Genomic DNA, 14303 nt, shown 5'->3' with positions numbered 1-14303 from the left:
ATTCTACCTAAATGATGACTTTTTCTAGTCTAAAACCAAAAAAAACTTGCCAATGAAAAAGGATGCACCTATATTGTGCGAATAGCCTTAATTTACTGAAAGGCACTACTTTCCTTGGTCATAAGACATACTCTCAGATGAAAAATATTGTCTATTCTATACCTTGCGTTATAGAGACATTCATCCCTGCAGCACTAAATCGACCAATAGTGAGCATCGGCCGTGCAATCCAAACGCCCCGCTTACACAGAATTATCTTCTCTACTCACTACCGTGACTCATCTTACGCCATCACAAAAGTAATAAGAGATACGTTAGTGACATTCGTTTTTTACTTACTCCTAAATAACAACACCTATACGTCACGAGGAATCAATGACTATTCAAACGCCTATTAAACCAAAGGTGAGAATCAATGAAGCCGCTGCTGAAATCAGCGCCCGCATCCCCAAAAAAGACCAATCTTTGTTCAACACGCTAACGACTAGCTTCTTTAGCCATATAGACAATGAAGACATTGCTCGCTACACCGATGAAGACCTACAGGGTCTAATGACATCGCTATACCGCAAAATACAAAATACTCCGGAAGATAAAGCCACCATATTTAACCCTAATGTGGAAGAGCACGGCTGGCAAAGCCCGCACACAATTATCCTTCTACATCACCCCAATATTCGATATTTAATTGATTCGATTCGCAACACTTTGACGCGACGCGACATTAAAATACACAACCTATTCCATGCATATTTATCGGTAGAGCGCTCAGCGAAAGGCGAAGTAAAGAACATCACTCACGACGCGTCTAACATTAATGAGATGCTGCTCTATATAGAAATTGACCACCACTCTCATAGCGATAATCTGAAAGAGCTACGAAAAATCATTAACCAAACCATTGATGATACTGACGCAGTTGCACAAGATTATATCGCAATGTCTTCCACTGTAGACAACATCGCCAACGAGCTCAACAAAAGTAGCAAGCATATCCCTGCCGAGTTACTTGAAGAATGCAAAACGTTCTTACATTGGATGAACGATGGGCATTTCACGTTTCTTGCTTATGATGAATACACCGTTGATAAAGAAGGTGTTAAGCCGGTAAAAAGCACAGAGTTGGGCTTATTCCGTCAATACGGTCAGCCTAAAGCGCAGCGCTTTGAGAAAATGACCCAAGACCAGCTAGATATTGCTAAAACGCATGAACCGATTATCTTTGCCAAATCGGGGCATATTTCTTCAGTACATCGCTCCTCTTATTCAGATTACATTGTCGTTAAGAAATTTGACAGCAAAGGCAATGTGATTGGCGGCTACCGTTTTATGGGTTTGTATAAACACAATGTCTATACAAACAGTGCAAACAACATTCCGGTAATCCGACAAAAAATCCAAGCTATACTTGATGAGTCATCGATTGCAACAGATACTTACGACTACTTTGAGCTATCACGAATTCTTCATACATTCCCTAAAGATGAACTATTCCTCGCATCCAATGATTATTTATTAAATGCGGGTCGCAGCGTTTTATTTATGCGCGAGCGCGCCAAAATAAAATTATTCTTACGTGAAAGTGTTGACAGCAAATTCATTACCGCCATCTTATATGCGCCAAGAAATCGACTCACATCGAAGCTTCAAGAGCAAATTTATGACCTACTCGCTCAACATATTGATAGTGAAAGTTCGACCACAAGTAACTTCTTCAGCGAATCATCACTTGCGCGCTGCCGTTTTGTTTTTCGATTAAAAGCTCCGCTCAAGCAGACCCTCGATCAGCAAGACATTGAAAACAAAATCATCGAGCTAGCAAAAGACTGGAGCGAGGACTTACAAGCAGCACTGAATGATGCCGTCGGCGAAGAAAAAGGCATTACACTTTATCGTAAGTATCGCAATGCATTCCCCGCGAGTTATATCGAAGAAAATAACCCTCGCGTTGCTGTTGCTGACATTGAACGCATTCAACGCTTATCTCGCGACAACAATGCATTAACCGTCAGTTTTTACCGTCTCGTTACGGCTCAAGAAAACGAACTCAAAATAAAAATTTATCATAAAGGAACGCAACTTTCTTTATCAGATATGATTCCCGTACTGGAGAACTTTGGCCTTAAGGTACTCGAAGAACTCCCCTATGAAATTGAGCAAGAAAAGGAAACGTTTTGGATACATACGTTTACTGTAGAGTCGCCTTTTGACCCTAACCTTGACCCGAATGAACACAAAGAAAATCTGGCAGATGCTTTTAGTGCTATCTGGCAGAAACAAGCGGATGACGACACATTTAATGAGCTCGTTTTAAAAGCAGGAGCAACTTGGCGACAAGTGAGTATGCTGCGAGCCTACTCGCGCTATATGAAGCAAATAAAAATGGGCTTCAGCCAAAAATATATCGCCAATTCGCTAGTCAACCACACTAGCATTGCTAAAAAACTTATTGGCCTATTTGATTGTCGCTTCAACCCTAGCAAAAAGCGCTCAGAAAAAACCGCTCAACGTATTATCGAGCAGTTAGAAAGCCTCTTCGAACAAGTTGAAAGTTTAAGTGAAGATAAAATACTTCGTCAGTATATAGAGCTTATTCAAGCAACACTACGAACTAACTTTTTTCAGAAAGGTATCGATAGCGCAAGTCACAAAGAGTATTTAAGTTTAAAACTGAACCCTCACGCTATCAAAGAAATTCCTTTACCACGTCCACAGTTTGAAATTTTTGTTTATTCACCTCGTGTGGAAGGTGTGCATTTACGTGGCGGCAAAGTGGCTCGCGGTGGACTCCGCTGGTCAGATCGTACGGAAGATTTCCGCACCGAAGTATTAGGATTAGTTAAAGCACAGCAAGTTAAAAATGCCGTTATTGTGCCTGTTGGTGCAAAAGGTGGCTTTATTGCTAAGCAACTACCGCCGCCATCGGATCGCAATGCATTCTTAGAGGAAGGCATTGCTTGCTATAAATTATTTATTCGCGGTCTACTCGACCTTACTGACAACCTCAATGGGGAAGAAGTTATACCACCAAAAGATCTTGTTCGTTACGACGAGGATGATACTTATCTTGTTGTCGCGGCTGACAAAGGTACAGCAACTTTCTCGGATATTGCCAACGAAATTTCTAATGAATATGGTCATTGGCTAGGTGATGCTTTTGCCTCTGGTGGCAGCAATGGTTATGACCATAAAAAGATGGGCATTACCGCCCGTGGCGCATGGGTAAGCGTACAGCGTCACTTCCGCGAAAAAGGCATGAACATCCAAAAAGAGCCTTTTAGTGTTGTGGGTATAGGCGATATGTCTGGTGATGTTTTTGGTAACGGCATGTTGCTGTCTGACCAAATTAAGCTCGTCGCAGGTTTTAATCACCTACACATTTTTGTTGATCCAACCCCCGATCCAGCCAGCAGCTTTGAAGAGCGTCAACGCTTATTCAATCTCCCGCGTTCAACATGGCAGGATTACAATCAAAAGTTAATTTCAAAAGGCGGGGCAATTTTTAGTCGCTCAGCTAAATCGATTACCTTAACGCCGGAAATTCAATCGCTGGTATGCACCTCGAAAAAAACCATGCCACCGACCGAATTGCTTTCGCTATTGCTTAAAGCCCCTGTAGACATGTTGTGGAATGGTGGTATCGGTACTTATGTTAAAGCCAGTACCGAAACACACACCGATGTGGGCGATAAAGCCAATGATATTCTTCGTGTCGATGCACAAGACCTTCAATGCCGAGTGATTGGTGAAGGCGGTAACTTAGGCATCACCCAAAAAGCGCGGATAGAATATGGTCTATTAGGAGGATCGGTATTTACTGACTTTATCGACAATGCCGCCGGTGTTGATTGTTCTGACCATGAGGTCAACATCAAGATCCTGCTCGACAAGCAAGTCGCTGATGGCGAGATGACCGAAAAGCAACGTAATCGTTACTTAGAAAGTATGACTGACGATGTGGCCGATTTGGTACTTAAAAACAACTACCAACAAACGCAAGCCATCTCTCTTAGCCATATCGAAACTCACCGCCGCACGGAAGAATACAAGCGCGTCATTCATTACTTGGAATCAACAGGTAAGCTGAACCGTGCGCTTGAATTTTTACCGAGCGATGAAGTTCTTGTCGAACGTAAAGCTCGTCAAGAAGGCTTGTCGCAAGCTGAGTTGAGCATTCTTATTTCGTATGTAAAAGCGGATATGAAAGAGGCATTAATGAATGCTGACTTAGGTGATGACAACTACATGTCACAACCTGTCGAAACCGCTTTTCCGGCTCAGCTCGTGAAAAAATTTCCAGAGGCCGTTAACAATCACCCGCTGAAAAAAGAAATTATTGGCACTCAAATCGCTAACGATATCTTCAATCACATGAGTATTTCTTACCTTGACCGTATGCAGCAATCGACAGGTGTCACTCATGCCGATATTGCTAAGGCCTACATTGCAACGAAAGAAATTTTTGCACTCAATGATATTTGGACGGCTATTGAATCCCTCGACTACACCGTAGACAGCGAGTCACAGTATCATATGATGCTGCGTGTATCCCGCCTTGTGCGACGTGCAAGTCGCTGGCTGATCAAAAACCACCGAACTCAATTGCACGCTTCAAAACTTATCGAACTATATGCAGAGCGTATTCAAAATTTAGGTAGCAAATTACCCACTCTGTTACCCGAAGCATTGCATGACCAATGGAAGGCCGCTAAAGAAGGCTTGATGAATATGGGCGCGCCTGAATCACTGGCCGAAACATTATCGTCTTGTGAATACCTCTATGACTTCCTCGGCATCATTTCAGCCAGCAACTCGCTAGACAAAGACATCACCGTCGTTGCCAGCAGCTTCTTCACACTGGCAGAAAGACTCGACCTCGATGACTTTTCTGACCATCTAGAAAAGAAAATGCCGACAGCCACACACTGGCAATCACTCGCTCGCGAATCATTACGCGACGATCTTGAGTGGCAACAACGCCAACTCACAAAGAATATGCTCGGCAGTATTGATGCCTGCGATGCGGATGATGTTCAGGCTAAAGTGGATGACTGGTTGGGCGAACAAGAAGTCTTGACCGCGCGCTGGAAACACATGATCACTGAACTCAATAGCCATAATGATGGCGATATTTCAATGCTAAGCATCGCAATACGTGAACTGTCAGACTTGAGCCAAGCAACGGTCAACAACTAACACATAAAAAAACGCCATCATTTTTTGACAGCGTTTTTTATGACAACTAAAACGGGGGCTAATACTAGCCCCCGTTTTTATTTTATCCCTCCGCTTTATTATTCACCCCCAACAAGACCATACGACCCCGCATAGTAGACAGCGTAAGGTAAAACCGGAGGATTGGTATACTCTAGCATTAATATTAAAAGAGCTGGGCTCACCACAATGAATATAAGTTCTATTTTTTAGACGAAAAAGCCCTACGCTGTTTGATGTTTGTATCATGTAACAGTCGGTGATATTCCTGAGACTCCATACCGTAGATAGCTACTTTCCAATCGCCATTAAAGTGAAAACCCCAGCCATACGTTTTAGATAATGGCGAACAGCGAAAGCATGCCTGACTTTTTCGCTGGTAGTCTTCTAGTGAAAAATCGTCGTTACGCTGGCGATGTACTTGTAATAAGATCTCATCTGAACTGTATTGATAAGGGTTTTGACTGACAATATCGAAGGTTAATTGAGCAACGGTAGGAGGCGTTTTTTTAGGTGGAACTGTACCCACCATTTTTCGGCAGTTTTCGGCCACGGCAACAAAAGTGTTGTGATAATTAGTCGTTCTCATACATCAACGGTAACACGGAAGATGCTGATTAAAAAGCACATACTTAAGTAAAAATAAACTATGGTTCATACCTTGTTTTATACTTACAATACTTCTGATTAAGAGCATTCGGTCGTACCGAGCTTGTTCCGGTATCCATGTAAAACAAACATCTAGTCGATTCCAACTTTCACCGGAATAACTAATTCAGAGATTATTAATGCCTTCTTCTCACAAGCCTTCCTCTATCACCTCAACAAACACGTTACCCATACATGCCTTTTTAGACGACATTCAGCAAACTCTTGGCAAGCAAAATAATATGGTGTTACAAGCTGAGCCGGGCGCGGGTAAATCGACAGCAGTACCGTTACATTTATTGAATGCCCCTTGGTTAAAAAATCATGGGAATAGCAACGCTAAAAAAATAATGATGCTAGAGCCACGGCGCGTAGCCGCTACCTCTATTGCCCATTATTTGGCGAAACAATTAGGCGAAAATGTCGGCGAGCGCATTGGCTATCATGTGAAAAATGATCGTAAAGTCAGTGAATATACTCAGTTAGAAATTGTGACTGAAGGAATACTCATTCGCCGTTTACAACACGATCCTGAACTACACGATATAAGCTTACTTATTTTTGATGAATTTCATGAGCGTTCATTACAGGCGGATGTCGGTTTAATGTTAGCACTAGAGGTACAGCAAACCTTACGAGATGACCTTAAACTATTAGTGATGTCGGCTACCATTGACACACAACGTATTGCTAATTATTTAGACGGGGCAGCAGTGATAAAATGTCCCGGAAGGGCATTTCCAGTATCGGTGGACTATCAAGGCCCTTATCCCTCACAGCGTTCTGGGAACCCATCCGAACACCTTTGTCATCAGGTACTGGCGGCGCTACAAACACCGCTAGATGAACACAATACAACCGAAAAGCCACAGGGCGATGTACTCGTATTTTTACCCGGCCAAGCGGATATTATGCGTTGTATTAACGCCGCTGAACAACGTTGGGGGAGCGCGCAAAACGCCGCTTCTTCTCCACTATTTTTACCCTTGTTTGGTGGCTTAAGTTTGGCGCAGCAAGAACAAGCCATACAACCCGACCCCGATGGTCGTCAACGCGTTATTTTTACCACCAATATTGCCGAAACCAGTTTAACGATTAATGGCGTAACATGGGTGATTGATAGCGGTTTAGAAAAGCGCTTACAGTATGATCCCAGCAGCGGCATGAGTCGCTTAGCGACGGTGTCTATCTCTAAGGCATCAGCTGAGCAACGTAAAGGCCGCGCGGGCCGTGTGCAAGAAGGCCACTGTATTCGCCTATGGACAAAAGCCACACATGCCACGCTCATCGATTACCAAGCTGAAGAGATTATCAACAGCGAACTCGCCACTACCGTACTCGAACTATACGCATGGGGACTAACGGATTATCACAAAACGCCATGGCTAACCGCCCCGCCGCTGGGCCATTATCAAACCGCCGTTAACTTATTAAATGCATTAGGTTTAATTCGTAATAACACGTTAAGTGCCACAGGAAAGCAGGCCGTGCATTTAGGTGTACACCCCCGTTTAGCGACGATGCTACTGAGTTGTGATAATGCAACAGAAATGAGCATTGCCTGTGACTTAGCGGCGCTATTAAACGAACAAGATATAATAAGTCGCCCCAAAAGCAGCGAAAATAATGTCGATATTGGTCAGCGTTTTATGGCGCTACAAGACTGCAAAACAACCAATAAAAATGATAGACAAGCTGCGCTTAAACGTTACGGAGTCAAACGTAATATATTGAAACAGGTAACCCACTTAGCGAAAGGCTTATATCAAAGCCTAAGTAAATATCCCAAGTATTCTTCGCCACAAACAACACCGATAATAGATTCATTGCAAGATTGGCAAAATCACATTCCAGCGCTATTACTACGAGCCTACCCTGACCGACTCGCCAAGCGTAGATCGAACAGCAACCGTTATATTATGGCGAATGGTAAAGGCGTGATATTAGCGGATGACGATGCCTTGTGTGGTAGCGAATGGTTAGTAGTAAGCGATTGTGACGGGCAAAAACGCGAAGGAAAAATTTATGCCGCTTATGCTATCGAGCCAACACATGTGCTTTCACTACTAAGTGATGAGCTCATTGAAACCAATATTTATGCGCTGGATAATAAAAAACAAAAAATCGTCGGACGTAAACAAACACGTTACCAAGCGATCACCGTATCGGAAACAGCGCTGTCGCATATCCCACAAGAGGCTTTTATAGAATGCCTAAGTGATTTATTTATCAGTGAAGGGCTGGCATTACTGAATTGGACACCACGTTGTGAACAATGGTTACAGCGCGTGCAATGGCTAGCCATTTATTCTGGCGATTTTCCTCCATTATCCCGCGAGCATTTACAAAATACCGTGAGCGATTGGTTGCTGCCTTATCTTTCACACATTACTAGCTTAGCGCAATTAAAAACAACGAATATTTTTGATTTACTCACCGCGAACTTATCATGGGAGCAACAACAAGCACTAGATACTGAAGCCCCCACCAGCTACACCAGCCCAAGCGGTAAAAACGTAGATATTATTTACGATAAAAACCAAGGGGCGATGGTGTCTATTGTATTACAAGAGATGTTTGGAGAATTAGCATCACCCGTACTCGCTTATAATCAAGTACAACTGCGTTTTGAACTGTTATCCCCTGCGCGCAGGCCCATACAAACCACCAGTGATCTAGCTAATTTTTGGGCATCATCCTATATTGAAGTCGCTAAAGATATGCGCGCCAAATATCCACGGCACCGCTGGCCCGAAGAGCCACTGCTTGCCACACCTGGGCATTCACGAAAGCCACGAAGGAAATAATACCCGACTCTAATTTTTATAATTCTAACCATGAAATATCTAAATCTTTAAGTGCATGAAGGTATTCATCTTTCGATATAAAGCCCATACAAGGGTAAGCGCCCCTTTCAGTGACGACGTTATTGATTATTTTTTTGGTCATTAATATCGCGGGCATACAGGGTATATAAGGACCATCACCTGAACGGGCAATCAACTCAAACACCATTATTTTTTCTTTTCCATCACTCCCCTTGCCTTTCAATTCCATATGAAAACCGCTGTTATCTGTGCCGAGCCAGTCAAACATAAAGGAAAGTTTCAACAGCGTAGGGGCAATAGATTGTAGATTTCGGATTACCCCCAAACGTACCGCCCAAGACAATAACCATAAAACAATATGTATAAACGGGATTTCTAATCCGGCGTAAAATCGTATTGTTTTTACACTAGTGTATCGCTTAGAAAACAATACTAAATCAGGTACGTCACAATAACTTAATAGCCTCCAGCCTAAATGCTGATATTTACGAGCACGTAACCCTTGCCAACCAAATATATTGCTCACTTTACCTTCGAGTAAAGTGGTGAAGGCCTTACCGGTATAACCTAGTATCGCTGCTGTTGTTGCTAAACCCCGTGTTGTTTTTTGTGCGGTGGTGATACCATAATCGAGCGATTCTAGCAGGGTAAATTCTCGCTCATAATCATCAACTAGTGCCGACGTTAAACATGGCACTGAGCTCGCGCCACTGATGAGCAATACGCCTTTTGCTTTCGCACGGTTATTAAGCGTTGTAATACCGGCAACAAATTCACGGCCATCGGCTAAGTCAATATAATGGGCGCTCTGATCGATACAGGCTTTTGCTACATCATAGCCTTGATCTTGAAATGGACCCGATGTATGAATAACCACATGGGGATTAATACTAGCTAACGATGCGGGTAAATTTTGAGTGATATCCAAATCTACGGCTTCAATAGAGTAATGCGCTTCGATCTCCTCAGCCATCGACGTTGCTTTATACAATGAGCGGCCAGCAATAATTAGTTGAATATTGTGTTCTTTAGCGAGTTCTTTGGCGATGAAGCGACCAAAGTTTCCGTAACCGCCAATAATTAAGACGCGCTGAGTCATGGTGCACTCCTCACTGTAAATCGTCCTTTATATTCATAAATACGGCCCCACCAAGGGTGAGTGATTTCTACTTGCATATCGAAGCTATCATCATCAATGGCTATTTCTTCTGCGTTGCCTGCACCCATCAGTGGCGTCAGTGGCAATGGAATAAAATGCCCTGCAATACGTAAGGCATAACCTTTATGTTTTAACTTAACCCGATTATCTTCCCAAACAACATTCGTTCTCCAGCATAAACCCAATGGCATAACTTCTATCACTTCATTTTCTTTTATGGGAATCATGTAAGATCGAAAATGATATGGCTTACGATTATCAAACTGAAACATACGATTAAATGTGAACGACTGGGTATTTTTATCGCTTTGAAAACGAACCGTAACAGGAACCTCTTTTTCATTAGCAGGAGGAATACCATGAAGCAACCAAAATAGTGGCGCAAAATATTTAAACGGGCCTGAACACGACACGTCTAAGACACCATCAACCACCGTAATATCTTGAGAATAAGGTTTGTTAGCGTAATGTTTATGCATCACAGCAGGAAGCTTATCCCAGCCTTCACCAAACACGCGTTTAAAAATAGGCTGATTTTTTTGCTTTAAATTATCAATTCTAGAGATATTTTTTCTGCGTAGTAATAAGTTACGCATTCCCCGCAACCAAGGATAAGTCAGCTTGGCAAGAACATCAGACCAGTACACTATTTTTGTCGCGACGTTAAACAAGCCTTTATTTTCACTATACTTTGCCATGAAGCGTAGAGCCGTTTTACCATGATAAAAACATTCTCCATCATAAATAATCATCCCTTCATCTAAATCAAACCCTTCAGCATTGATTGTTTGCATTAACGGATGCTCTGCATCGTCTCTTGCATCCAACAAATGTAAGATTCCATAAGCCTCTTTAATTCGCAGTGCTAACGCAGCTTGCTTACACAAAGGGCATTCGCCATCGTAAACAAACCATATGCCTTTTGCAGAATCTTTATTTTTCATATTGGCTTTTTCACCATAAGAAAGAATACGGCCACGAGACCTACAAACGCAGGCCAACCCAATATAAACCAGCATTTAAAGTAGGCATGGTAAATATCTGGAATATCGGTATTAGTTTCGGCACACGTTACTAAAATATTTCTCATTTTTACTTGCAGCCAAACAACCGGCAACCAACACAGTGCCGCTATTCCATAAATAATATAAGTTATCAACAACCATGTACTACCCCAATCAAACCCTGCTTTCCAAACCAACCATACACCACTAAGGGGTTGAACAATCGCAGCGGGGAAAGTAAATAAATAATCCGCTAACACCGTTGTTTTAGCGGCATAAATTTTTTCGACTATATTGCTAGAGAACATCGAACGAAACATAAAAAAGGCAATACCTAAGCCTGTTCCAAAGAGTACGGTAGCACTAATTATATGCAGTGTTTTTACGAAAAAGTAAGCATCCATTATTATTCCATCATTTTAGCAATCAAATAATCAGCCGTTTGCTTTACGCCATATGCTTGAAGCGGGCCAAAATACCAGGAGGGGTCTAAAAGGCGCTCATATTTTATTGTTAAGGTAACCTCTGTATTGTTATCATCAATGGGCTTGAGTCGTATTTCAGTACCATGTGATTTCATATAGTTCGATAAATAGCTAGTATCTTCAACTACTTCTGTTCTAATGTAGTCGTCTTTAACTTCAGCAATTTTTAATAACACATGACCTTCATGAGTATTAGTCAAAATCCATCGATGATAGCGGTAGTGAATTTTATGAATATCACCCGCTTGCAATGCTTTTGCTTCAACTTTATAGGGCATAGGGAATATCGACAAAAACCACCCCCTTTTATCTTGCAAATCTACTGGCTGCATTAAACTGCGCTTTATTTGTTGGATATCTGCTGAAATTACTTGAGTCGATGTCACTTCATTGTAACGATTAAAACTTAAATCGGGGTGGATCCCTTCTAGGGCAGAAACCAACAATAATATGGGCAAGATATGAATATGTAACTTATTTTTCTTATTGGCATGCTTTTCGTAAATAACGATTATGATAAATGCCAACAACACAATAAAAAAGTAAATGGGCATAAACATAATTACACATAAGAAACCCTCCAGTAAAATAGCCGAGCTTGCCAACATCACAATAAAAGCATCTCTTACCAAAGACCAAAATCGTCGTTTAAGGCTAGGCTTATCAATTTTCTTAACCGAAAAAACCAACATTAGCGCTATCAAAAATGGAATGCCTATGTACAGGAATGCACTACCTGATACCCTTGAGTTTAAAACACCATGAAACAATAACGATGCCACTAAAACAATAGCCAGTAAGGTAAGCGCCGTAGGGCGATAGGAAAACTTTATACCCATAAGTCATTGATCCTTTTTATTGCTTTTAGATAATTGCTGGCTTTCTTTTTTTATCGATGACCCTTGAGGGCAAAAATTAGCTGCAAAATCGTGAAGGCTAGTCACTAGATTATCTCTATTAAGGCTGTAATGAATATACTGTCCCTTTTTTTCACTGTGAATTAAATTTGCCATTTCCAAAACCCTTAAATGCTTTGACAATGCTGGCTTACTCATCTCAAATCGTTCAGAAATCTCTCCTGCTGTTAAGGAAGCAGCCGATAAATAACTTAATATTCTACGACGCGGTGTTGATGACAAGGCTTCAAAAACTAAATTGACTCTATCCACAATGAGTGACCTTTTTTAGTACTCGCAGGAAACGGCAAGAAGATGAATAGCCACCCTTTAACACTTTGACCTTCTTAAGTTCAGAGCGAGGAAGCAAATCATTAGGTTCTTTAATATCCCAGACTAAACCTATTTTTTCTAAAATACGTAACACCCACCAGCCAGGGTCTGTTTCGTTATTATGTAATCCAAGTTTTGCTGACCCTGGAAAAGCATGGTGATTGTTATGCCAGCATTCCCCCATCGTTATTAAACCCATATAGGGAATGTTATACCCCTGTACTGCTGCACCGCCTACATGCCAGTGCTTAACCCCTCGGTTATGAGCAAAATATCCAATTAGCCAATGTCCGGTGACACAAACAGCAACCCTTAAAAAGACACCCCAAACAACCCAACTAATACCTCCAACAACACCAAAGAGAATGATCCAAGGTAATTGTTGCCACATCCATGTACGCTCCATGAAGCGATAAAATTTATCATCAATAACTCGCAGCTCAGGATGAAATTCTGGGCTAGAGAAGAGAGAAATATCACAATGAACTTGCCAAAACCAATCTTTTAAAAACGCTTGCTTATGACCGAAATAACTGTGGCAACGAGACTGTCTTTGTGCCCAATCACGCATATCATGGGTTTTCATTAAGCCAAGAGGGCCAGATAATCCCACCAATACACCTAAGTAAACCAATAAGTATTCAAGCCAGAGGGGGCACTGAAAACTGTTATGAATTAAGCGGCGATGCATACCTAAAGAATGTCCGCCACACAAGGTGATGGCGCAAGTGACTAGAAATAACAAAAGTGCTTCCAAGCTAAAGGTATAAACACCACCCACAATACCTACAAGATACATCACTGATATCCACAGCGATTTTATGGGCGACCAATTTACTTGGCCATTTAAAGCATCACTATTACTAGGACTAGCAAAAATACGGGGAACTGAAGCTTTCACAATGCAAACCAAAATATAATTAACTAATTAGTTAATTATATTTATCAAATTGCCGCTTATCAAGCATAAGTAACAGGTAGTTTTCAGCAGAAAAAGCGAAACTGAAGGGTGCTCTTCACACCTTTTTTACACGGCCAAAAACAAGAAAACCCCAACTAGCGGGGCTTTCAAGAACATTTTTTACATTATAACCTGTGGTATTCGTTAAAACGGAATATCATCATCAAAGCTATCCATACTCTGTGCGGGTGCTGGCGCTTGTTGTGGCTGCTGTGGTGCTGCAGGGCGTTGTTGTTGTGCTTGATGGGGAGCTTGCTGAGGCGCTTGTTGCTGCTGGCCACCACCGTAGGCGGGTGTTTGATCGTAGGCCATATTGTCACCGCCCATACCGCCGCCCATGCCACCACCTTGACGGCCGCCGAGCATTTGCATTTCGCTACCGACAATTTCGGTGGTGTAGCGATCTTGACCGCTTTGGTCTTGCCATTTACGAGTTCTTAATGAGCCTTCAACGTAAACTTGTGAACCTTTCTTTAAGTACTCACCCGCGATTTCTGCAAGGCGGTTAAAGAAAACGATGCGATGCCATTCGGTACGCTCTTGAGGTTGTCCGGTTTGCTTATCTTTCCAGCTCTCGGAGGTGGCAACACTAATGTTAGTCACTGCCCCGCCTGACGGCATATATTTTACTTCTGGGTCGTTCCCTAGATTGCCCACGATTGTTACTTTATTAATTCCTCTGGCCATCTGCCTATCCTCTCAATTTCTTGGTATTTATCTGTTTTAATACTATCGATGTTTCCACTCTAACGGTTTACTGGGCTCTTGTACTTAA

General features: G+C 42.1%; 10 protein-coding genes. 2 read left to right on the top strand and 8 right to left on the bottom strand.

Going from position 1 to position 14303, the window contains the following annotated elements:
* Positions 1-375: 375 nt before the first annotated feature.
* A complete protein-coding gene (locus ACZ5O6_RS02485; RefSeq protein ID WP_447092128.1) occupies positions 376-5196 on the top strand; it encodes an NAD-glutamate dehydrogenase in 4821 nt (1606 codons plus the stop codon).
* A 220-nt stretch (positions 5197-5416) separates the two neighbouring features.
* On the opposite strand, the gene ACZ5O6_RS02480 is transcribed toward ACZ5O6_RS02485, so the two are convergent.
* Complete coding sequence (locus ACZ5O6_RS02480) at positions 5417-5803, bottom strand: DUF6157 family protein (protein ID WP_447092129.1); 387 nt, start codon at positions 5801-5803, stop codon at positions 5417-5419.
* A 199-nt stretch (positions 5804-6002) separates the two neighbouring features.
* Between ACZ5O6_RS02480 and hrpB the strand changes: the two genes are divergently transcribed.
* Positions 6003-8669 carry an ATP-dependent helicase HrpB gene (hrpB, locus tag ACZ5O6_RS02475; RefSeq protein WP_447092130.1) on the top strand — a complete coding sequence of 889 codons (2667 nt, stop codon included), beginning with the start codon at positions 6003-6005 and terminating at the stop codon, positions 8667-8669.
* 16 nt (positions 8670-8685) lie between these two features.
* Here hrpB and ACZ5O6_RS02470 read toward each other — a convergent pair whose 3' ends face one another.
* From ACZ5O6_RS02470 to ssb, 7 genes are all read right to left on the bottom strand, one after another.
* On the bottom strand, positions 8686-9789 hold the full coding sequence (locus ACZ5O6_RS02470; RefSeq protein WP_447092131.1) for a saccharopine dehydrogenase family protein: 1104 nt from the start codon (positions 9787-9789) through the stop codon (positions 8686-8688).
* Positions 9786-10793, bottom strand: coding sequence for a DUF4166 domain-containing protein (locus ACZ5O6_RS02465; protein WP_447092132.1), 1008 nt, complete (start codon positions 10791-10793; stop codon positions 9786-9788). The genes ACZ5O6_RS02470 and ACZ5O6_RS02465 overlap by 4 nt, the downstream gene beginning before the upstream one ends.
* On the bottom strand, positions 10790-11257 hold the full coding sequence (locus ACZ5O6_RS02460; RefSeq protein WP_447092133.1) for a DUF2269 family protein: 468 nt from the start codon (positions 11255-11257) through the stop codon (positions 10790-10792). The genes ACZ5O6_RS02465 and ACZ5O6_RS02460 overlap by 4 nt, the downstream gene beginning before the upstream one ends.
* Positions 11258-11259: 2 nt before the next feature.
* The gene (locus tag ACZ5O6_RS02455; RefSeq protein WP_447092134.1) at positions 11260-12177 is read right to left on the bottom strand and encodes a hypothetical protein; all 918 of its coding nucleotides are present in this window, start codon (positions 12175-12177) and stop codon (positions 11260-11262) included.
* A gap of 3 nt (positions 12178-12180) precedes the next feature.
* Positions 12181-12507: a metalloregulator ArsR/SmtB family transcription factor gene (locus ACZ5O6_RS02450; protein ID WP_447092135.1), complete on the bottom strand. Its 327-nt coding sequence runs from the start codon at positions 12505-12507 to the stop codon at positions 12181-12183.
* Entirely contained in the window at positions 12500-13468 is a 969-nt protein-coding gene (locus ACZ5O6_RS02445) for an acyl-CoA desaturase (RefSeq protein ID WP_447092136.1), read from the bottom strand. Before ACZ5O6_RS02445 ends, ACZ5O6_RS02450 begins: the two co-directional genes overlap by 8 nt.
* A gap of 204 nt (positions 13469-13672) precedes the next feature.
* Positions 13673-14215 carry a single-stranded DNA-binding protein gene (ssb, locus tag ACZ5O6_RS02440; protein WP_447092137.1) on the bottom strand — a complete coding sequence of 181 codons (543 nt, stop codon included), beginning with the start codon at positions 14213-14215 and terminating at the stop codon, positions 13673-13675.
* Positions 14216-14303 lie beyond the last annotated feature (88 nt).

Source organism: Eionea flava, assembly GCF_055393785.1.
The sequence above is the reverse complement of the archived record's forward strand: the minus strand, read 5'-3'. Positions and strand labels throughout refer to the sequence as shown.

Bases quoted from the DNA above. Each gene is read 5' to 3' on its own strand.
- ACZ5O6_RS02460 (WP_447092133.1), bottom strand. From the start codon at position 11,257: ATGGATGCTTACTTTTTCGTAAAAACACTGCATATAATTAGTGCTACC.
- ACZ5O6_RS02470 (WP_447092131.1), bottom strand. From the start codon at position 9,789: ATGACTCAGCGCGTCTTAATTATTGGCGGTTACGGAAACTTTGGTCGC.
- ACZ5O6_RS02480 (WP_447092129.1), bottom strand. From the start codon at position 5,803: ATGAGAACGACTAATTATCACAACACTTTTGTTGCCGTGGCCGAAAAC.
- ACZ5O6_RS02465 (WP_447092132.1), bottom strand. From the start codon at position 10,793: ATGAAAAATAAAGATTCTGCAAAAGGCATATGGTTTGTTTACGATGGC.
- ssb (WP_447092137.1), bottom strand. From the start codon at position 14,215: ATGGCCAGAGGAATTAATAAAGTAACAATCGTGGGCAATCTAGGGAAC.
- hrpB (WP_447092130.1), top strand. From the start codon at position 6,003: ATGCCTTCTTCTCACAAGCCTTCCTCTATCACCTCAACAAACACGTTA.
- ACZ5O6_RS02485 (WP_447092128.1), top strand. From the start codon at position 376: ATGACTATTCAAACGCCTATTAAACCAAAGGTGAGAATCAATGAAGCC.
- ACZ5O6_RS02455 (WP_447092134.1), bottom strand. From the start codon at position 12,177: ATGGGTATAAAGTTTTCCTATCGCCCTACGGCGCTTACCTTACTGGCT.